Annotated in this window: 21 protein-coding genes; 9 read left to right on the top strand and 12 right to left on the bottom strand. The window is 58.9% G+C overall.

Features of this window, described 5'->3' with window-relative positions; all coding sequences use genetic code 11:
- Positions 1-282: 282 nt before the first annotated feature.
- The gene (locus NW840_RS11950; protein ID WP_414344512.1) at positions 283-468 is read left to right on the top strand and encodes a hypothetical protein; all 186 of its coding nucleotides are present in this window, start codon (positions 283-285) and stop codon (positions 466-468) included.
- 4 nt (positions 469-472) lie between these two features.
- On the opposite strand, the gene NW840_RS11955 is transcribed toward NW840_RS11950, so the two are convergent.
- The 5 genes from NW840_RS11955 to NW840_RS11975 all read right to left on the bottom strand — a co-directional run bounded on the left by NW840_RS11955 (position 473) and on the right by NW840_RS11975 (position 4,131).
- On the bottom strand, positions 473-994 hold the full coding sequence (locus tag NW840_RS11955; RefSeq protein ID WP_414344495.1) for a peroxiredoxin: 522 nt from the start codon (positions 992-994) through the stop codon (positions 473-475).
- 178 nt (positions 995-1,172) lie between these two features.
- Positions 1,173-1,631, bottom strand: coding sequence for a GNAT family N-acetyltransferase (locus NW840_RS11960; RefSeq protein WP_414344496.1), 459 nt, complete (start codon positions 1,629-1,631; stop codon positions 1,173-1,175).
- 334 nt (positions 1,632-1,965) lie between these two features.
- Entirely contained in the window at positions 1,966-2,124 is a 159-nt protein-coding gene (locus NW840_RS11965) for a hypothetical protein (protein ID WP_414329361.1), read from the bottom strand.
- A gap of 825 nt (positions 2,125-2,949) precedes the next feature.
- Positions 2,950-3,705, bottom strand: a complete 756-nt coding sequence (locus tag NW840_RS11970; protein ID WP_414344497.1) for a precorrin-2 C(20)-methyltransferase — start codon at positions 3,703-3,705, stop codon at positions 2,950-2,952.
- 12 nt (positions 3,706-3,717) lie between these two features.
- Positions 3,718-4,131 carry an STAS domain-containing protein gene (locus tag NW840_RS11975; protein WP_011433770.1) on the bottom strand — a complete coding sequence of 138 codons (414 nt, stop codon included), beginning with the start codon at positions 4,129-4,131 and terminating at the stop codon, positions 3,718-3,720.
- A 296-nt stretch (positions 4,132-4,427) separates the two neighbouring features.
- On the opposite strand from NW840_RS11975, the gene NW840_RS11980 reads away from it, so the two are divergent.
- Positions 4,428-9,263, top strand: a complete 4,836-nt coding sequence (locus NW840_RS11980; protein ID WP_414344498.1) for a translocation/assembly module TamB domain-containing protein — start codon at positions 4,428-4,430, stop codon at positions 9,261-9,263.
- Between the two features lie 80 nt (positions 9,264-9,343).
- On the opposite strand, the gene NW840_RS11985 is transcribed toward NW840_RS11980, so the two are convergent.
- On the bottom strand, positions 9,344-9,646 hold the full coding sequence (locus NW840_RS11985; RefSeq protein WP_414344499.1) for a Mo-dependent nitrogenase C-terminal domain-containing protein: 303 nt from the start codon (positions 9,644-9,646) through the stop codon (positions 9,344-9,346).
- Between the two features lie 651 nt (positions 9,647-10,297).
- Here NW840_RS11985 and bchB point away from each other — a divergent pair.
- From bchB to coaD, 4 genes are all read left to right on the top strand, one after another.
- Positions 10,298-11,830: a ferredoxin:protochlorophyllide reductase (ATP-dependent) subunit B gene (gene bchB, locus NW840_RS11990; RefSeq protein ID WP_414344500.1), complete on the top strand. Its 1,533-nt coding sequence runs from the start codon at positions 10,298-10,300 to the stop codon at positions 11,828-11,830.
- Between the two features lie 56 nt (positions 11,831-11,886).
- Positions 11,887-12,891 carry a UDP-glucose 4-epimerase GalE gene (gene galE / locus NW840_RS11995; protein ID WP_414344514.1) on the top strand — a complete coding sequence of 335 codons (1,005 nt, stop codon included), beginning with the start codon at positions 11,887-11,889 and terminating at the stop codon, positions 12,889-12,891.
- A gap of 61 nt (positions 12,892-12,952) precedes the next feature.
- On the top strand, positions 12,953-13,288 hold the full coding sequence (gene cutA, locus NW840_RS12000) for a divalent-cation tolerance protein CutA (protein WP_414344501.1): 336 nt from the start codon (positions 12,953-12,955) through the stop codon (positions 13,286-13,288).
- A gap of 20 nt (positions 13,289-13,308) precedes the next feature.
- On the top strand, positions 13,309-13,788 hold the full coding sequence (coaD, locus tag NW840_RS12005) for a pantetheine-phosphate adenylyltransferase (RefSeq protein ID WP_011433776.1): 480 nt from the start codon (positions 13,309-13,311) through the stop codon (positions 13,786-13,788).
- Positions 13,789-13,817: 29 nt separating this feature from the next.
- Here the strand turns inward: coaD and NW840_RS12010 are convergent, their stop codons facing one another.
- On the bottom strand, positions 13,818-14,177 hold the full coding sequence (locus NW840_RS12010; protein WP_414344503.1) for a pentapeptide repeat-containing protein: 360 nt from the start codon (positions 14,175-14,177) through the stop codon (positions 13,818-13,820).
- A gap of 487 nt (positions 14,178-14,664) precedes the next feature.
- Between NW840_RS12010 and NW840_RS12015 the strand changes: the two genes are divergently transcribed.
- Positions 14,665-15,777: an ATP-dependent 6-phosphofructokinase gene (locus NW840_RS12015; RefSeq protein WP_414344504.1), complete on the top strand. Its 1,113-nt coding sequence runs from the start codon at positions 14,665-14,667 to the stop codon at positions 15,775-15,777.
- Here NW840_RS12015 and hpxZ read toward each other — a convergent pair.
- The gene (gene hpxZ / locus NW840_RS12020; RefSeq protein ID WP_414332295.1) at positions 15,729-16,166 is read right to left on the bottom strand and encodes an oxalurate catabolism protein HpxZ; all 438 of its coding nucleotides are present in this window, start codon (positions 16,164-16,166) and stop codon (positions 15,729-15,731) included. The genes NW840_RS12015 and hpxZ overlap by 49 nt on opposite strands.
- 149 nt (positions 16,167-16,315) lie before the next feature.
- The gene (locus NW840_RS12025) at positions 16,316-17,332 is read right to left on the bottom strand and encodes an FHA domain-containing protein (protein WP_414344505.1); all 1,017 of its coding nucleotides are present in this window, start codon (positions 17,330-17,332) and stop codon (positions 16,316-16,318) included.
- A gap of 181 nt (positions 17,333-17,513) precedes the next feature.
- Between NW840_RS12025 and NW840_RS12030 the strand changes: the two genes are divergently transcribed.
- Both NW840_RS12030 and NW840_RS12035 read left to right on the top strand, forming a co-directional pair.
- Positions 17,514-17,999 carry a CGLD27 family protein gene (locus NW840_RS12030; protein WP_011433781.1) on the top strand — a complete coding sequence of 162 codons (486 nt, stop codon included), beginning with the start codon at positions 17,514-17,516 and terminating at the stop codon, positions 17,997-17,999.
- A gap of 33 nt (positions 18,000-18,032) precedes the next feature.
- Positions 18,033-18,965, top strand: a complete 933-nt coding sequence (locus NW840_RS12035) for a bifunctional riboflavin kinase/FAD synthetase (protein WP_414344507.1) — start codon at positions 18,033-18,035, stop codon at positions 18,963-18,965.
- Positions 18,966-18,971: 6 nt separating this feature from the next.
- Here NW840_RS12035 and NW840_RS12040 read toward each other — a convergent pair whose 3' ends face one another.
- The 3 genes from NW840_RS12040 to NW840_RS12050 all read right to left on the bottom strand — a co-directional run.
- On the bottom strand, positions 18,972-19,433 hold the full coding sequence (locus NW840_RS12040) for a molybdenum cofactor biosynthesis protein MoaE (protein WP_414344515.1): 462 nt from the start codon (positions 19,431-19,433) through the stop codon (positions 18,972-18,974).
- Positions 19,430-20,236, bottom strand: coding sequence for an adenosylcobinamide-GDP ribazoletransferase (locus tag NW840_RS12045; protein WP_414344509.1), 807 nt, complete (start codon positions 20,234-20,236; stop codon positions 19,430-19,432). Before NW840_RS12045 ends, NW840_RS12040 begins: the two co-directional genes overlap by 4 nt.
- Positions 20,212-20,405: hypothetical protein (locus NW840_RS12050; protein ID WP_414344510.1), on the bottom strand; the 194-nt coding region annotated here is incomplete at its 5' end. The genes NW840_RS12050 and NW840_RS12045, both read right to left, overlap by 25 nt.

The raw sequence follows: 20,405 nt of genomic DNA on the forward strand, positions 1-20,405 counted from the left end.
TTAGCAAGCCAACCACGAGCCTCTGGGGTGGTTTACTGCACCCCCAATCGACCGTTACCAGTGCCCTAAACAACCGTTTCTGGTGTTCGCAGTATTATTATAGCATTCCTCCCGACACCGAACCTACGGGTACAGTGCGGGGCTCCTGCAATTTCTAGCTGAAGCGGGGTTGAGTGCCAGGTTGCGCAGCTCTATTATGATTGGCTCTCGGTGGTTCAGAAAGGGATCCCGGCGACTGGGAGGAAACGATAAGCTAAGGGAGTGGATTGGGTCTCTGAAGTCATGGACGCCGCCGAAATTGCCGCCTTGAAAGAGCGCATCAAGCTGATCCGCGAACGCCGGCCAGCAGTAGCCAAGCTGCTGGAAAAGCCAGACTTGGGCAGCTTGCGCGTGGATGTCAACCAAGCGCTGGAGGAGATCGACGAGTTGCTCTACGAGTTCGAGCAGACTTTTGGCCCGGAAAGCTAGAGGGCTAGCTACCGACAAGCCGTTGCAACTGGGCCAGAACCTCAGCACTGTGGCGGCTGGGGTTCACGATTGGGTCGATTTCTCGCAAAATCCCCTCCGGGTCGATCAAGAACGTATTGCGCAGGGCAACATCGCCCATCCAGGATCCGTAGGCTCGACTGACCGTGCCGTCGGGATCCGACAGCAAAGGAAACTGTAGCCCTTCTGCCGAGCAAAAGCGCCTGTGAGAGTCCACCGAGTCGGCGCTCACGCCCACAACCTGTGCCCCCATGGCCCGGAACTTGGGCAAATCTTGCTGAAAGCGGCGGGCCTCAATCGTACAGCCGGAAGTGAAGTCGCGGGGGTAAAAATACAACACCACCCACTCCCCCCGAAAATCCGCCAGCCGCCGTATTTGCCCGGCTTGATCTGGCAATGCGAACTCCGGTGCCGGAGAACCTATTGGCGGGAGAGGGGTAGTCCCCCACTGGGCCCAGGCAGGCTGAGCCATCCCAAAGCCCACAAGCAGGCCCACAACCAACCCCATGAGGTTTAACCAGCGCCAAACTCTGCCTACTTCCTTCACTGCCACTCTAGGACCTCTCTAAAACCCGATTTCTAGTTTACATAACTTTATAAAAGCTGAGTCCAGGACCTCGTCTCACCACCATGAAGCAAGCCGGCGGGGTGGGAATCTGCCAGCTCAATGTTGCCGATGGGCCAATTCAAGGTAACCACTTGCAGAGCAAAAGCTGCGGAGGGATCCCCAACCATCGCCAGAGTTGAGAGGTGCGTTCGATGGGGGTATAGCGCAGTTGAGCGTACAGTTGCCGCGCGGGGAGATTGTCTTCCAACACGTGCAGATGCAAACAGCGGTAGCCCCACCCTTTCGCCACCCCTTCAGCACTGAGCAAAAGCAGACGAGCAATTCCTCGCCGCCGCCAGCCGGGCAGCACCGCCAAGTTGGAGAGGTAGGGATACTTCCCGTGGGCTGTGACCCGCAAAGAGATCTCGGCAGTGCCCACCACTTCGGATCCCACCGCAGCTGCCAGACAGCAGTAGTGGGGATCCCTTGCGGCCAGCCTGAGGCGCAACTCTTCGCGAATGCCCAGCTTGCGAATTGGGTAGATCCAGCGTTGCAGACCTGAGGGGGGATGAAAAACCTGGGCTAGAACTTCGGCCAAGGGATCCAGATCATTCGATGTAGCTGGGTAAACTACGGGGGAAGGCAACACAGGTTGAGATAGGGCAACCGCAAGCATTCTCCTTATTTTCCCAAACAACTTGCAAACAACAAAACAATAAGTGGTGACCCCCACGGGGAGCCACCACTGAACCGGTAGAACTTGGCCACAGGGAGGAAAGCCACCCCTGCCGACGCGGACTAACCGCATCCAAGACTTAACTAAGACTTATTCAGTTGTCTTAACTTGTAGCTTTTTTTTCCAATTTCTAGGTTTTTCCAATTTCTAGGCCAGCGCCAGTGGCCGCTCCGACACCAGAATCCGACTCTGAGGTTTACGATGAGATCTCCAGATCGCTAAAATGGCAGGCTGAGCCGTTGATGCGATAGATATCATCCGTGATGGGCTGGTAACCCACTTCCACCAGATCGGACTTGGCAGGAGCAAATATGCGGATAATTGCTCTAGCAATCTTTGAGAGAAAGGTAAACATAGCAACCTCCTGAAAGTGAGAGTGAAACTATGAACTGAGAGAACCTCGAATTGCTAAAGCCCGCAGTCCTTGTCCCACTGAGCGCTGGTTCCGACTCGCAGAGCTTGCAGGTTGAGAGCACCTGAACCTGATCACCGATTTTCCCACCCTGACTCGCTCATGAATGGAGACTCAAAATAGCCGGCTGAGCTTGTTGATCTGGCAAAACCACTTTTATTTGAGGATTATTTGAGGAACACCTAGAGCGCTCTCTCACTTTCCCAGTGGCTTGTGCAGCAAGCCCAACTGCTATCTGCCTAACTCCCTTGTTCTGCTTTGAGGAAAACCTGTCGTAGGTACCAGGTGCTCTGCTGAGCGAGACAACCACTTCTCAGGAGAGTCTGCCGAAGCAACGGATCGGAAGCTTGGATCAAAGCGTTGACCGACAGAGAATTTTGGACTTGAATTTTGGATTTGATTCAATTGAGAAGCGGTGCCTCGCGTTTGGGATGGGGATGAGATATTATCCTCCTCGCCTGAATCACTACATTCATAATCTAACCTATAGCCGATCTCTCCACCAAGGGCGGCAACCATTCTTAACAGGCTGGATCATTCCTTTAACTTGGTCTTTTCATCTCTTTTTGGTTCAGGTCAATGAGGGATCCCAGCATTCTGGATTCGGATTCCTCAGCCTCTTTCCGTCACAGGACACCTGATTTTTTGGGGAAACAAGCTGGCTCGGCGCGAGCCTTGAGCTAAACAGAAATAAACGCAAAAAAACAACGACCAACCCCTGCTTCGGGCTGAATCGCCGGAAGGAACTCATTCCCTATCCTAGAAAACTCATTCCAGCTGTAGCTCGTTTTCCAGGTTAAGAGAATCTTGATTTCGGGGCCGAGAACGCAGGATCAGCAGGGAAAAGTAGGGGGGCTGGTAGTCGGCCAGTCCTTCCAGGGTGGGGAAGAGGGTTTGCTGGGGCCAGCCGGCCCAGACCACCAAGCTGGCTTGTTGCAGCCAACCTCTTTCGGCCAGCCACTGCCAAACCTGAGGGTAGACAGAGGCCACTTTCATGAGGACGACTACCTCAGCCCAGGCACAAGCCTGCTCCAGTTCCGAGAGGGCGAACAGAGCCGGTAAAATCGCCAATTTCTCGGAGCCGAGCACCAAGGGGGATCCCAGGGCAGCAGCGGCAGCTAAGGGAGAGCACACGCCCGGTATGGCCTGGATGGGCAAGGCGGGGATCCGCTGCCGCAGGGCTTGGGCCACGTAGGCAAAGGTGCTGTAGAGGCCCACGTCTCCCTCACAGATGAAGGCGACATCTTCTCCCCTTTCTAGGAGTGGGGCTAGTTGCTGGGCAGCCACTCGCCAGGCAGCTTGCAGGACTTCCGGCTGGGTGACAAAGGGCAGATGAAGAGGCAGCAGGGTTTGTTCCGGTCGCAGCCAAGGGCGCACAATCTGATAGGCCAGGCCCGGCTGGCCGGCGGCATTTTGGGGACAGGCCACCCAGTTGACCGTGCTGAGGATGCGGGCTGCTTTGACCGTGATCCAGTCGGGATCCCCTGCTCCAGCACTGATCCCCCAAAAGGTTCCCAGACCCATACTTATTACGTATCAGGCGGTCTCTGTACTGCCCGTACTTCCTTCCTTCAGGCGATCCAAGGCTTCCTGCAAGGAGTTGCGCAAAGATAGGAACTTCTCCAGGCGCACCAGTTTCACCGTTTGGGTAATGCGGGGGTTGCTCACCACCTGAAAGATACCTGCGCGGCCCTGCACCAGCTTGGCCAATTGCACCAGGGCGCCGACGCCAGAGCTGTCGATGAAGTCGATCCCTGTCAAATCCAGGATCAGGTTAGGGGATCCCTCTTCCAGGTATTTGGTGACCACCTTAACAAAGACCGGCTCGGAAAAGGCATCCAGAAGGCCAGTCAGGTGAAAGACCTGGCAGTTTTCCAGCGCCTCGCGGCTGCCGCGCAAGCTGACCGTCAGAGATAGGGGTTCCGGAATGGCTCTTCTCCTTTCAACCATCTCGACAGAAGGGAACACCTGAGAGAGGCCCCAGGGTGGGTTCAATCTCGGGTGTGGAGATAGCTTAGCATCCCCGTTCTCCGCGGGAGACGGTATTTTTCCGCGGGGTCTTCGGGGGAATTACGCCTGGGAGCAGGGATCTCTTCTTTCTGTTCCCTCGTGGCAAGCCAGGAGTCCTTGGGTAGGATGGGGGCAACTGTGCCGGCAAGGTCGGCCCGCAGTGCACGAATGGCTTTTGGGAGCCTGTCAGGTTTTTAAGGGGTAGGCGGTTGGGAGAGGATCACCAAGATCCAAAGATGCAGCAGCAACGATTCAACCTTTCCCCCATCACTCTAGCTGGGGTGGGTTTGGGCTTGACGGCTGCCGCCTTTGGTGCCGCCTGGGGAACAGGGATCTACCTTCAAGATCACGTGCTGCCGCAGGTGGAAGCAACCCTCTCGCAAGCGATGCGCCGGCGCGTGGAATTGGGGGAGGTGAGGTTTCTGGCCCCCTGGCAGGTGAGCTTGGGAGAAAGCCGCGTTGAACATCTGGCCAGTATCGGCTCCATCGACCTCAGCCCTGATTTCTGGACTTGGCTGCAGACGGGTCAGTGGGTGCTGAATGTTACCCTAAACCAGCCGCAACTGCTGCTGATGGAAACGCTGGATCGCGGCTGGGCGGATGTGCAGTTTCAACTGCCCGAAGGGGAGGGATCCCTGCCCTTGCATGGGCTGAACATCCGTTTGCGCCAGGGATCCCTGACGGCCATCCCTTTGGTGGGGGAGCGACGCCAGTTTGATCGGCTGCAGGGCCAGGTGCAGGTGTGGCTGACTCACAATGCCCCGCCAGGAGAGGAGGATCTTTTCGGGGGGCGGGCCAGTTTCCAGGCGACGGCACGGTTGCTCCCTCGGGAGGGGGAGGGGGGGTACCCCCTGCAGCTCAGGGGGGTGGCGGATTTTGCCCAGGCTTCCGGTTCGGTGACGCTTTCTGCGGCTCGTCTGCCTTTGGATCTCTTGCCCAGTGTGGTGCCGGCGGCCCCTTTTGCGGAGGTGCAGGGGGAAACTGGCTTGGATCTCCAGGTGCTCTGGCGGCGGGATCAACCGCTGGAGTTGACGGGGCAGGCCCAGGTTCAACAGGCTCGGCTGGATCTGGAGAGGTTGCCCCATCCTTTTGAAGAGGTGAAGGGCTCCGTTCGCTTTACCTTGCAGGGGTTGGAGCTGGAGGGGGTGAGCGGTCGCTTTGGTCAGCTTTCCTTTGCCGAGCTAAAAGGCCCGGTGGTCTGGGAGCAAGGACAGGGGTTTGGTTTGCAGGCGGAACTGGTGCCGGCCAGTCTTCAACAGATCCAAGAGACGTTTGACGTGACTGGCCTGCCGGTGGCGGTGGAGGGGGTGGTAGGGGGATCCGTAGCGGTCACTGGAGCCTTGGATCAGCCGCAGATCCGGGGACAGTTGCGGGGGCTTTCGCCGGGGCGGGTGGATCGCCTGCCGGTGTCGGAGTATGCCTTTGGCTTCCACTTTGCGGATCAAACCTTGACTTTTGAGGCAATCGACCTAAGGGCGGCGGGGGGTCGCATTCAGGGATCCGGCCAATTGCAATGGGCTGCTGGCTTGGCGGGCCAGTTCCAATTGCAGGTGACGGGGATGGATGCGGAGCAGGTGCTGGCTTTCTACGGGGGAGACTTGCCGCGCCGGGGCGCTCTTCCTTGGGTGGGGCCGGTTTCCGCTCAAGTGCAGGTGGCGCTGACGGGATCCCAACCGCGGGCGGAGGCCAGCTGGGAAAGTCTTGGGGGAGAGATTGCCGGAAGAGGGCAGCTGCAGGTTTTGCCGGAGGGTCGGGACTGGGTGGTGCAGGTGCCGCAGGCGGTGCTGGACGTGGGCGGAGGCCGGGTGGCGGTGGCGGGGCGGTGGGCGGGGGGACAGCTCCAGACGCAGTTGGCTCCTCAGGAGGTGCCGCTGGCCTTTTTCAACCCCCAATGGCCGGGATCCCTCTCAGGAGCCCTCACGGCGCAGGTGAACACGGCTGAGGTGTCGGAGCTGGGCTTTTTGGGGGCGCTGCGGGCGCAAGGGTCGCTGGCTTTGTTGCAGCCTTTGGGAGCGAGGGGACGGCAGTGGGTTGAGGGCATCCGCGGCCAGGTGACTTGGGAGGGATCCGGACTGCATATCCAGGAGGCGGAGGTGTTGGCAGGTGGCACTCGCCTGGCCAGGGTCGAAGGGCAGATCCCCTTGGATCCCCAGACGCTGCAGGTGGGATCCCTGGATCTGAGCTTTACCACCGACGGGATTACGCTGGCAGAAGTACCCGGCCTGCCGCCGCTGGTGAAAGGAGTGCTGCAGGGATCCGGCCAGATCCGCGGACCTCTGGACACCTTGCAGGTGACTGGCAAGGCGCAGTTGCGGGGCTTGCAGGTGGGAGATGTGGCCTTTGAAGACTTGGCCGGGCCCTTTCAGGGGTCTGTTCAGGGGACGGAAGTGGATCTGCGGGGGAAGCGGGATCGACTGGCGCTGCAGTTGGATCCCCAGTTTCAGCCTTTGCAGTTTCAGGTGCAGCGGGGCGAGGCGGAAATTCGCGGCCAACGCCGGCAAGAGGAGCTCCAGGTGGCAGTGAACCAGTTGCCTCTGGCTTTGCTGGGGGGGGTGGCTGCCGGGCCGTGGGCCAGCCTACAGGGAACCCTCGATGGGGAGGTGGCAGTTGACCTGGCGAGTGGTGCTGCCCAAGGACGGGCTGCGGTGGCGGATCTGCAGTTGGGAGGGATCGAAGTACGGGGCTTTTCGGTGGATTTCGACTACCACGCTGGTAATGGTTCTCCTCGCCTAGAGATCGCCCAAGCTCAACTGGATTTGTTTGAGAGCACCTACACCGCTAGCGGCACCCTGGAGCTGCCTGCAACTCTTCTGCAAGCCGGTTTGGATCCCACCTTGGCGGCTCTCGCTCCCCAAATTGACCTAGAGATCAGCACCCATCAAGGTCGGCTAGAAGATATCATCTCCGCCTTCAAGTGGCGGCAGTGGCGCGACCTCACCACCCGGGGTTTCCAATTGCCCCCCTTGGGCCCTGCCTCGGTGTTGGAGACCGATCCGGTTGGTTCGCCCAACCATCCTCTCCTGGAGCAGCTGGAGTACTATGCCCAGATCTTGGCCGTCCACCTGGAGACCTTGGCCAGCCGCATGGATCCGCTGTTCGCGTCAGCGGTGCGGAGCACTTTCCCGCCGCCCACAAGTCTGCGAGGGGAATTCCAAGCCAGCGTTAGCCTGGTCGGCAGCCTCAACCGGCCTAGCGTCAGCTTTTACCTTGAGGGCCAGAATTGGCAGGCAGAGGAGTTTGGCATCGAAAGCCTTACTGCCAGGGGCAGCCTGGCTGGAGATGCAGTGGTGTTGGAGCCGCTGCGGTTGCGCAGTGGCGAACGTCAAGCCCTTTTTGTGGGCAAGCTGGGCCTAGAGGAACAGTCGGGATCCTTGCAAATCCAAGGATTGCCTCTGGCTTTGCTGGACCGCTTCCTGCCAGAGGAGCTGGAGCTGCAGGGGGATCTCAACCTGGACGTGGAGCTGGCCGGCAACCTGCGGGATCCCCATGCCCGCGGATCCCTGACAGTGGTCAACGCCCAGATCAACCAGGTGCCGCTGCGGGAGGTGGGAGGACAATTTGACTACCAGCGGGGGCAGCTGCGCCTGGACGGCGCCCTGCTGGCCAATGGTGACGAACCCATTCGCCTCTTTGGCCTAGTGCCCTACACCCTGCCCTTTGCCGAGGTGCGGGCCGAATCCGACCAGATCGACCTCACCCTGCAAGCCAAGCATGGCGGTCTGCGCCTGATCAACCTCTTCACCGACCAGGTGCGCTGGGAAGGCGGCCAAAGCCAACTGGAGCTGGCCATCCGCGGCACCTTGCGAGAGCCCAGCCTGCAGGGGAACTTGAGCGTCAACTCGGGGATCCTCAAGCTGGCAGCCCTGCCGGAGCCCATTACCGACCTCACAGGCCAGATCGCCTTTAACCTCAATCAGCTGCAAGTCCAGGAGCTGCGGGGACAGTTGGGGGGTGGATCCCTTTTGGCTGAAGGCTTTTTGCCCGTCAACTCTCGCGGTGCCCTGCAGATGGACGAAACCTCGCCACCCTTAACTCTGCAACTCCAAGGGATCCAGCTCAACCTGCCCAACCTCTACACTGGCCATCTGGACGGCGAGGTGGCTGTCAGAGGGCTGCTTCTGCAACCTTTGCTCGAGGGGCGGCTGGAGGTTTCTCAAGGGATCGTGGATGTCAGCCCCCGCCGGGCAGAACCTGAGGCCGCAACAGCTGCCGCCGGCTCGACTTCGCCGGATCCCTTCTGGCAGCCGCGGCTCAACGGACTGGAGCTGGTCTTGGGGCCAGGGATCCGCGTGCAGCGTCCCAATCTGTTTGAATTCAATGCTGCCGGCACCTTGCGCCTGTTTGGCACTCCCCAGGATCTGCGCCCAGCGGGCACCATTGCCCTAGAGCGAGGCCGCGTCAACCTGCCCCTTGCCAACTTTCGCCTGGATCGCTCCCGCTCCAATACCGCCACTTTTGACCTAGACAACCCCTTCGATCCCTTCCTGAACCTGCGCTTGATGACCCAGGCCATCGAGGTCTATCGCTTTCCCCAAGAGCTCTCCCCCTTTGACACCAACCGCAACCTGCCGGGATCCCAGCAGAGCATCGAGATTTTCGCCACGGTCAACGGGCGGGCCAGCCAGCTGGCTGAGGCGGATCCCCGCAACGGGGTTCTGGCCCTTTCCAGCAGCCCCAGCCGCTCCCCCGAAGAGATCGTCGCCCTCCTGGGAGGCACAGCTCTGGCCCGCCTCAACCCCGAAGCGGGAGTGGCCGGCCTGGCCGGAACTGCCTTGCTCAACGATGTGCTGGACACGCTGCGGGACACCCTGGGCCTAGACGAGGTGCGCATTAGCCCCGTCCCCCAGGTCGATACCCGCGCTGCCAACCGCTCCTCGATAGGGCTAGCGCTGGAGGTGGCCCGCGATCTGGGGCCAGCCACTTCCATCTCGGTGCAGCGCAACCTAACGGATCCCTTTCAGCCCACCCGCTACAGCGCCCGCTACCGCCTCAACGAGCAAACCCTCACCCGCGCCAGCATCGACCTCGAGGGCAACAATGTCATTTCCATCGAGTTTGAGACCCGCTTCTAATGGGATCCGCTCCGGAGTTTGGCAGCAGGCTTTGGATGGCCAGGGATCCCTTGAAAAAAGATTTAGTGGAAAAAGCTGCCTTACAGGTAACGGCTAATGTCTTCTCCTCGCTCCGCCAAAAACGACAAGGCCCGGAAGCGCAGCCCTGCCACCTGGTCGTAGAGGGGGTTGAGCTTACACATGGGCGGAATGTGCATCACCTTATGGCCAAACAGCACCACATCTCGCTCAAAGGGGCAGCGGGCCGGGATCCACTGGCAAAGGAAATGGGCCAAGCGTGGATCGCGGATGCTAAAGTTATCCATAGCCGATTGAATGGGACGCAACGGAGCCTGCAACCAGTCGCGCAGGTGAGTTGTAGGTTTGAAGTGCACGGAAGTCATGGAACCGGTCAGCTCCTGAGGAGCTCTGCGAGCACGTTGCCAAGAAATAGTTGTGGAACCCATAAGCTTTCACCTCAACCTTTGAAGAAGCAGCAGCCTTTGGTCGGTTACGGCGCGCAAAATTACTAGCCATCGACAATTCTCTGTGTCGAGCTTGTATTCAGGGAAACATTAGCCATCTCTCTTCCCTCTGTTAGTCTGCCTTCTCCAACGGAAAGCTTGCTTCTGTAAACAAGAATCTCTGCTCAACGTTGTAGAGCTACATGTTTTGTCTCCAAAAGTTAACATGTAACGAAAAATACAAAAACTCCTCTGCTCTTGTCCACCAGCCGATTCCCTGTCAGGATCCCTGAAGTTCCTCAGCTTGGGCTCTGGGGCCAGATGGGTATCCATCGCTCCTATTTCTAGGATGGAACAAGCCCTTTGGGCGGAGTAGGGGGATCCCCGTAATCACACTTGCCTTGGCAGGGTTGTTTTTCTTTTGATCGAGTTTGGCTTGGGAGCGTCTCGGTTGGGAGTTACGGAGGATAACAGCCAAGGGATGCCGGCTGCTGAGCGTTCTACAATGCCAGGAGAGATTCCCAGCGGGTGCACATCCGGCGGTGGGTTGGGATCCTTGATTTTGTCTCTGGCTTTCTTGAGAGGCTGCCCATGAAATTGGCCTATTGGATGTACGCTGGCCCTGCCCATATCGGCACGCTGCGGGTGGCCAGCTCCTTCAAAAACGTTCACAGCATCATGCACGCTCCTCTGGGAGACGACTATTTCAACGTGATGCGTTCCATGTTGGAGCGAGAGCGGGATTTTACTCCGGTAACCACCAGCGTCGTTGACCGGCAGGTGTTGGCGCGGGGATCCGACGAAAAGGTGATTCGCAACATCGTCCGCAAAGACGGCGAGGAGCAGCCGGATCTGATCGTCGTCACCCCCACCTGCACCTCTAGCATTTTGCAGGAAGATCTGCATCACTTTGTCCGGCAGGCCCAGTTGGCCAGTCGCTGCGATGTGGTGCTGGCAGATGTCAACCACTACCGGGTTAACGAATTGCAGGCAGCGGATCGCACCCTGCAGCAGATTGTGGAGTTCTATATCACCAAAGCTCGCAAAAGCGGGGAGTTAGACGGCCTGCCCCAAAAGACGGAGCGGCCTTCCTGTAACATCCTTGGCATTTCCACCCTAGGGTTTCACAATGCCCATGATCTGCGGGAGCTGAAGGTGCTGCTGCGGGATCTGGGGATCCAGCTCAACCTGGTGATCCCGCAAGGGGCCAGTGTCCACGATCTCAAACACCTGGGGCGGGCTTGGTTTAATGTGGTGCCCTACCGGGAGCTGGGGCCGATGACAGCTCGCTATCTGCAGCAGGAATTCGGCATGCCTTACATTGAGATCACCCCGATGGGGGTGGTGGAAACGGCTCGCTTCATCCGCCAGATCCAGCAGATCCTAAACGAGCAAGGGATCCCTGTCGATTATGAAGCCTACATCCAGGAGCAAACGCTGCACATTTCCCAAGCGGCCTGGTTTTCCCGCTCCATCGACTGCCAAAACCTAACCGGCAAAAAAGCGGTGGTCTTCGGGGATTCCACCCACGCGGCGGCCATCACCAAAATCCTGGCCCGCGAGATGGGGATCCACGTGGTGTGGGCGGGCAGCTATTGCACCTACGATGGGGAGTGGTTCCAGGCAGAGGTGGGAGGATATTGCGATCAGATCTTGATGACGGAGGATCACACCCGCGTGGCGGATGCGATTGCCCAGGCGGAACCTGCTGCGATTTTCGGCACCCAGATGGAGCGGCATGTGGGCAAACGGCTGCGGATCCCTTGTGGGGTCATCTCGGCCCCCATCCACGTGCAGGATTTCCCTATCGGCTACCGGCCCTTTTTGGGCTACGAGGGCGCCAACCAAATTGTGGACTTGATCTACAACTCCTTTACCCTGGGCATGGAAGATCACCTGTTGGAGATCTTCGGTGGCCACGACACCAAGGAGGTGATTCACAAGAGCCTGAGCGCCGATTCCGACCTCGTCTGGACGCGGGAAGCCCAAGCCGAACTGAACAAGGTGCCCGGCTTTGTGCGCGGCAAGGTTAAACGCAACACCGAAAAATTTGCCCGCGAACGAGGCTTGACCGAGATCAGTGTGGAGGTCATGTACGCCGCCAAAGAAGCTTTTGGAGCTTGAAGGGATCCCGTTGACAACCTTTACCCTGGGTGGGATCTTCCATCTGACGTTTGCCTATGCGTCTCCTGGTTACCGGTGGGGCGGGCTACATCGGCAGCCACACCTGCAAAGCTCTGGCGGCCTCTGGCCATCTGCCCATCACTTACGACAACTTGGTTTACGGGCACCCCTGGGCAGTTCGCTGGGGGCCGTTGGAGATTGGGGATCTCGCCGACCGCCAGCGGCTTGATCAAGTCATCCAGCACTATCGCCCAGAAGGGGTGATTCACTTTGCTGCCTATGCCTATGTGGGCGAGTCGGTCAAGGATCCCGGCAAATACTACCGCAACAATGTGGCCGGATCCCTGAGTTTGTTGGAGGCCATGCGGGATCACGGGATCCCTTACATAGTGTTCTCCAGCACCTGTGCCACTTATGGGGTGCCAGAGCGGATTCCCATTCCCGAAAGTCATCCGCAACGTCCCATCAACCCCTACGGCCAGAGCAAGCTAATGGTGGAGCAGATCTTGCAAGATTTCCAGGTTGCCCACGGGATCCGATCCATTAGCCTGCGCTACTTCAATGCCGCCGGAGCCGATCCCGATGGTGAAATTGGGGAGGCCCATGACCCGGAAACCCACTTGATCCCCTTGGTGTTGGAGGTCGCCGGCGGCCAACGTCCCCACATCACGGTTTTTGGAGATGACTACGATACCCCCGATGGCACCTGTATCCGCGACTACATTCACGTCACCGACCTGGCTCAAGCCCACGTGTTGGCAATAGAAGCGCTGGCCTCTGGCCGACCCGTACCAGCAGCCTACAACCTGGGCAATGGCCAAGGCTTTTCCGTCAAAGAGGTCATTGCCACCGCAGCAGCCGTGACCGGAAAGCGGATCCCGGTGCAAATGGGAGCACGTCGACCTGGGGATCCCCCGCGCTTGGTGGGCGATGCCGGTGCCATCTTTCGGGATCTCAACTGGAAACCTCTCTACACCGACTTGGCCGAGATCATTCAAACTGCCTGGCGCTGGCACCAGAAGCGACCCTATTTCGGCAAATCTAGGCCCCCGTTGAGCTAGGAGCGTCTAACTTGGCGGGCGATAGGATAGGGAGGAACCGCTTGGTTAACCACTGCCCCGCATGGACGATAAGATCACACCCGATACCCTCGCGGTTGTCATGACCACGGTGGGATCCGAAGCCGAGGCCCATCGCTTGGCTCATACCCTGGTGGCCGAACGTTATGTGGCCTGTGCCCAGGTCTTGCCCGGGATCACGTCCTACTATCGCTGGCAGGGATCCCTGCAGGCCGATGCCGAGTTCCTCATCCTGCTCAAATTGCCCGCAACTGCCTATCCCCGCCTGGAACAACGGCTGCGAGAGCTGCACCCCTACGCTGAGCCCGAGATCCTGGCTCTGGCAGCCACTCAAGTGAGCACAACCTATTTGGCTTGGGCCCGAGACCAGGTAGGGTGAGGAATAGCACGAGGTTGGCCATGATCGCCCTCTACCCCGGCAGCTTTGACCCCATTACCCTTGGACATCTCGATGTTATCGAGCGAGCCAGTCGTCTCTTTTCTAAGGTGATTGTCGCCGTCTTGAAAAACCCCAACAAAACCCCTCTGTTCAGCCCAGAGCAGCGGCAAGCCCAGATTAGCCTGTCCACGGCCCATCTCAAAAATGTTGAGGTTGATACGTTTTCAGGTCTGACGGTGGCCTACGCCCGTCAACGGGGGGCAAAGGTGATCGTGCGCGGCTTGCGAGTCTTGTCGGACTTCGATGTGGAGCTGCAAATGGCCCACACCAACAAGCTTTTGGCTCCCGAACTGGAAACCTTGTTCCTTGCCACCGCCAGCGAGCACAGTTTTGTCAGCAGCAGCCTGGTGAAGGAGGTCGCCAAGCTGGGCGGCCCCATCGATCATCTGGTGCCCGCTCCGGTGATTCGAGATTTGCGGGAGCGCTTTCCCTTGGCCTGAGGGCTCAGGGATCCCCTCTCCTTCCCCAATCAGAACTCAAAGGGCTGCATCCCTGCCGTCACCGGATCAAACCCCACCGGGAAGCAGGTGCTGTGATTGTAGAGGGATCCCCTCAAATTGGCCCCTTCCAAGCAGGCTCCCTCAAGGTCGGCATAGCGCAGGTCGGCACAGCGCAGATCAGCCTTCGCCAGATTGCTGCCCCGCAGGTTGGCGTAGCGCAGGTTAGCCCCATGCAAATCGGATCCCTCGAGATTGGCCCCTCGCAGATCGACCCCCCTCAAGAAGGCATACTCCAAGCAGGACTGGGGAAAATGGCGCTCTCCCCGCTGGTAGCGGCTGAGCAACTCTGAGGCCCCTTGTAGAGCACACTGGGCAATGGTTTGAGTCATGGTACTGCTCCCAAATCAGACTGGATGCCTTATCTCTATCCTCATCCCTATCATCGGGTTGGCCGGGTTTTGATCATCCCTGCTTAACAAATGATTTCAGTTTTTGAGTGGATTGTTGCCCCCAAGTTTTTTTGGAAAGATCTATCCTCAGAGATATAGAAGTCTTTCCTAATCGGCAGCTTGTGCGGCAATGTTTCTTAATTCTTTTTGTGAAGGATGCTTAACGGCTGGGCTTGATCGCCAACCCCAAACCCCACCGGGAACGCAAGCTGACCTGATCTTGCTGGGCTGTATGGATCCCTCAATTTCTTCTTTTTCAGCACTCCCCCAACCAGAAGGTGTTTCTCCAGAGCTGATTGAACCAAGATAATTGGGATAATGATCGACTGGATCACATCCGTAGTTTGCGATTGAGTAGGGATTCTCTGCAAGCGATATAGACCCTTATCTCTGTTCAGGATGTTCACCTTTCTTTAACTAGAGCTCTATGCCCAAACGTAAGCGAATCGGGATCCTCACCAGCGGCGGCGATTGTGGCGGCCTCAACGCCGTGATTCGAGCGGTGGTGCGGCGGGCCCGCGACTACGACATGGAAGTTTATGGCATCAAAGATGCGACGGCAGGGCTCATGGCTCGACCGGTGGAGGCGGAGCTGCTGGATGTGAAGCGGGTTTCCGGCATTTTGCGCTACGGCGGCACCATCTTGGGTACCGTGAACAAAGGCAACCCCTTCGCCTACCCTATGCCCGACGGCAGCTTGGTGGATCGCTCGGCAGAAGTGATCACCGGCTACCACCGGCTTGGGTTGGATGCGCTGATCGGGGTGGGGGGGGATGGCAGCTTGGCCATTCTCCGGCAACTGGCCCTGCAGGGGGATTGGAACTTTGTCGGGATCCCCAAGACCATCGACAACGATGTCGGTGCCACCGAGTATTCGGTGGGGTTCAACACAGCTCTGAGCGTGGCTGTGGAAGCCCTAGATCAGCTCACCTACACGGCCATCAGCCACAGCCGAGTCATGGTCATGGAGGTGATGGGGCGGGATGCTGGCCACATTGCCATCAGCGCTGGCATTGCCGGGGGGGCGCATGTGATTTTGATCCCGGAAATTCCCTACAAGCTGGAGAATGTCTGCAAAAGAATCCGCGACCGCAAAGAGCGGGGCAATAACTTCAGCATCGTGGTGGTGGCGGAGGCAGTTCGCACCGAGTCGGGGGAGCCGGTGACCTACACCAACAGCCTGGGGCAGTCTCTCTACGGCGGCATTGGCCATTACATCGGCAATGAGATCGCCCTGCGCACCGGCATCGAAACCCGGGTTATGGTTTTGGGCCACCTGCAGCGGGGAGGTACGCCTTCTCCTCTGGATCGCCTGCTGGGAGCAGCCTTTGGGGTGGCTGCTGTGGACTTGATCGCCCAAGGCAAATACGACCGCATGGTGGCCTGGCAAAATCGGCGGGTGGTGGATGTGCCCCTGGCAGAGGCCATCTCCCAGTATCGGCGGGTGGAGGTGGACGGGGCTTTGATCGCCACAGCCATTGGGCTGAATACCTACGTGGGCGAGGTGGATCCGCAGCTTTTGCGCAGCATTTCCCCCTGATCTTCCGGCAAAAACGACACGTGGGCAGAGACGATCTTCCAGCCGATATCGGGGAACCTGTACCCCATCTGGCTTTGGCGGCCCAAGCGAGGGATCCCGTTCACCGGACGGCGAAACTCTAAGGTGACCGAGCCGCAATCCGCCCCAAAGGTGACTACCTGCAAACGCAGCATCTCGCGGGCCAAATTCGTGGGAGGACGCCGTTGGCGAAAAGCCTTGATCTCGTCTCCCCCGTAGAGATTTTCCCCCACACCAAAGCGCACCACCTGGGGGCCATCCCAAAACAGGCGGTTCAGGGTGGGCACATCATTGCTCGTCAGGGCAGCTTCGTACTGATGGTAGAGTTCGGTTAGCTCTGCCACCACCTCGGGGCGATTGACCAGAGTCATGGGCCAGGCTCTTGTGCAGTCGAAATGGGCCTTGCCATCTTATCGGCTCAAGGAGCAGCAGGAGGTTCTAAAAGAACAGCGGGATCCCCCACCTTGCTCTGTCAGACAGCAGACAGCGGCAAGACATCTCCGGGTAGTCGGATCCAAGTCTAGGGGCTGAGAACGGCTTGCAAAGACCGCACATCGCAGTAGTACACCTGATGGCGGTGGGCATACCCCTTCAGCTCCACAGCCTGATGGGAGAAGCAGGCGGCTGCCTGCCCCAGCTGTTTGGCCAAGCAGGTATAGGTGTCCTGGCTGATCGCCAGGTCGGCGTTGAGGGTGCGGGTAGCGCTCTCGATGCGAAAGGCCAAATTCACCGTATCTCCCAGAGCCGTATATTCTTGGCGGGTGTTGTTGCCCACCTGGCGCACGATCGCCGAGCCTGTGTTAACCCCTGCCCCCAGACGAATGGGAGAAGGCAGCGGAAACTCACCGTTCAGCTGCTCGGTCATTTGAAACAGCTTCGCTATGGCCTGCAAAACCGACTTCACATCGAGGTGAATTCCCGGCACTTCCGTGCCCAGAGAAGCAGTGTTGGCTTGGGGCACATGGAACCAAACGGCCATAATCGCATCGCCAATGTATTTATCGACAGTGCCCCCGTACTGCTGAATGATATCCCCACCCCGCCGGAACCAATCGCCCATCACCTGGGAAAGCAGGCGCTCGTCCAGTTGTTGAGTCAGTTGTCCGTAACCTCGCACATCCACCACCGCCACCGAGATCAGCCAGCGGGTTTGTAAAACCAGGGTGTCCGAAGGTTTGGCCGCGGGGCTGGGTTCCGAGCTGGCCAGGGATCCGCTGTGGAACTCCAGCTGGGATTGTCCAAGGGTGAGGTGATCCCCATCCTGCAGCAGGGTGGGAATGCTGACGCGGCGATTGTTGACAAACGAGCCGTTGCGGCTGCCCAGATCGATGAGATAGATGCTGTTGTTGTCGAGGTATTGCAGCAGGGCATGTTGGCGGGAAACGCTGGGATCGCTCAAGACGATGGCGTTGTCCTCATCACGGCCTAGGGTCCAAGCGGTCGCTCCCGAGAGAATGTGTTTCCTCTGGCTGCCATCCGGCTCTTTTAAGATCACGTAGGGTGCGGCAGTGGCGGCAGATTCGCCTGTGACGCTCATGATGGGATAAGTTGTAGACGCGACCACACTTCAAATATGATACCCCGCTCCCCTTCGGTTGATCGGGAAGATGCCTGGGCTGGATTTCTAGGCTGTCTTCGTCGAGAGATGGAGGTCTGAGGATGGGCTTGGCGGGGGGCCAACCCGACCGATATCATTTTGTGTAGATACGTTAAGGCGTATGCTGGATCCCTCCCATCCCATTCCCGCTGAGCAACAGCCGCTCCGGCAATATGCAGAGCTGAGGGAAGCCTTTCCTTTTTCCTGGCCTGCTTTGGGGTGGATCCCTTACTTAAAACGAATCTTTGGGGTTTGGGGAGCTGTTGTGCTGGCGGTTTCCCCGCTGGTTTGGAGCAGCTTTGCCGGAGATTGGGGCCACTTTGTCTCTGGGTCGGTGCTGGGGGCCAATGTCTTGCTCGGCCTGGTGTTGCTCCATCTCTACTTGGGATGGGCTTATGTGCGGCGGCGCTTGGTACAAGCCCAGATTCCCTATGAAGAAAGTGGCTGGTACGATGGGGCGATGTATGCCAAGTCAGAAGAGGAGCTGGCTCAGCATCGGCTGATTGTCAGGTATCAGATTGATCCTGTGTTGCAGCGCCTGCGACGGAGCTTGTGGGGCGTAGTGGGCTTGAGTGGGTTGGTGGCCCTGCTGTGGCCTCTGGGGTAGGCAGTTGGTTGGCTGTTTTTAGGATCCCGGACAGTGCACATCACTTCTGATCTGGCTCAAACCCTGCGACCCACCGCTGTGGCCATCGGGAACTTCGATGGCTTGCATCTGGGCCATCAGAAGGTGCTGCAGCCGATTCGAGATTCTCTTCAGGGGGTACGTACTGTCCTCACCTTTCATCCCCATCCCCAGGAAGTCTTGACGAGGCGGCCTCAGCTGTTGCTCACTCCCCCTGCCGAAAAGCTGGATCTGTTGGCGCAAATGGGCTTTGAGCAGGTGGTACTGCTCCCCTTCACCCCTGCATTTGCCTGCCAGCCCCCCCAAGAGTTTATCCAAACGGTACTTGAACAGGGCCTGCGCGTTCGCCATCTCAGCGTCGGTTGGGATTTTTGCTTTGGTCACCGTCGCTCCGGCAACGCCCAAACGCTCCAGGCTTGGGGATCCGAGCGCTGCATTCCGGTGGAGGTGATCCCGGAGACGAAACTCAACGGGGAACGGGTGAGCAGCTCTCGCATTCGAGCTGCCTTGGCGACCGGGGAGGTGTCCACCGCCGAAGCGCTCTTGGGTCGTCCTTACCGGCTAACGGGAGAAGTGGTGCAAGGGGATCAGCGGGGCCGACAACTGGGCTTTCCCACCGCCAACCTCCGCTTGCCTCCGGAGAAGTTTTTGCCCCGCGATGGGGTGTACAGCGTTTGGGTGGATGTGCCTGCTGCTGCGGCAGCTCTACCTGGGGTGATGAACATTGGCCATCGGCCCACGTTTGCCGGTTTACAGCACACCGTCGAGGTGCATCTATTGGATTGGACAGGAGATCTCTACGGGCAAGAGGTGCGGGTGGCGCTACGGGGCTTTATCCGCCCAGAGCGGAGATTTCCCACGGTGGCAGATTTGATTCAGCAAATTCAGCAAGATTGCCAAACAGCCCGCCAGCAATTGGGTTTGGCTGAGCAAGTGGGTATGGTGTAGGGGGATCTATGCCGAAGAGAGCTCGCAAGCGCCAAGGCTCACCCAGGCGCTGGTGCCATCTCGCCAGTATTCTTTTTTCCAGATGGGGGCGTTGTGCTTGAGAGTGTCAATGGCAAATTGGCAGGCAGCAAACCCTTCGGCCCGATGAGGGGTGCCCACCGCCACCAAGACGCTGATCTCGCCAATGCGCAGCTTGCCGATGCGGTGGTGGATGACCACACTGTTGGCATCTGGCCAGCGCTGCTGAATTTGTCGGGCAATATCGGCGAAGACCTTCAGGGCCATGGGCTCATAGGCTTGGTATTCCAGGTAATCGACAGGGCGGCCATTGGTGTTGTCTCGAACGGTACCGCTCATCACCACCACGGCCCCATTGCCCGGATGGGAGGCCTCTTGGTGGACACGGTCGATGGATAGGGGAGCCAGGGTAATCTGGAAGGAAGTCTTCAGGACGGTCAGGAGATTCATGATGGCCCAATAAGGGATCCCCACAGCAATGCTATCGCTTCTGACCATTCCACCGTAGCTCCGTAGGTATCGCCCGTGTGTCCTCCCAACTGGCGGTAGATCCAGTAGCCCACGGCCCAAGCCCCCAGGGCGGATCCCAGCGTCCAGAGCAGCAAAGGGGGCCAAGCCAAGAGCCCGACCCAGCCCAACCCCCCGGTGATGGCCAGCACAAGCAGAGTGCCCGGCCACAGGGATCCCGGCAGGGAAGTGGAGTCTTTGAGGAAGCGGGCGGATCCCTGCTCTCGCAGATAGGGGTACAGGGCAATGGCGAGCAACTGGCCCCAACGCCCCCAGGCGGGCACCAGCAGCAAGAGGGGCCAAGCTCGAACGCTGCTCAGGGCAGCAAATTTCAGCAGCAGCAGCAGCACCAAGGCCAGTACCCCATAGGCCCCGGTGTGGCTATCGCTCATCACCTGCAGACGGCGACGGGATCCCTGCAAGTCAGATTTTTGCCCATCCTCAGTTGACCGTTCCGGATCCCCTTTGTAAGGATTCTTGTGGACATTGATCGCCAAGCCATCGGCAGTATCGGCCACCCCGTCCAGGTGCAGCCCACCGGTCAAGAGAACCCACAGGGCCAAGAGCAAAGCGGCCCGCACCGGATTGGGGAAAACCTGCAGCAGGATCCCGGCCAAGGAGAGGATCCCGCCCAGCAACACACCTACCCCTGGCAGCCAGGCGGCAATGCCCTCAAACGGCAAGTCTCCGACCCACCCCAGAGGCAGGGCCGTGTAGAAAGTCAAGGCTGCCCAGAAGCGCCGCAATCGCTCAGTCCTTGAGTCTGTGTAAAGGGATCCGCCAATCCAGCCCTCTGGGAGAGAAAATAGGAATCCTTGCGAACGGTGCGCCCCACCACAATGGTGAGCTTGACAATGGTGAGCTTGACAATGGTGAGCTTGGCCACCAAAGCTCCGATGGCGCCCACCGCGGCCA

The organism is Synechococcus sp. R5-13, assembly GCF_047462015.1.
Taxonomy (GTDB): Bacteria; Cyanobacteriota; Cyanobacteriia; order Thermostichales; family Thermostichaceae; genus Thermostichus.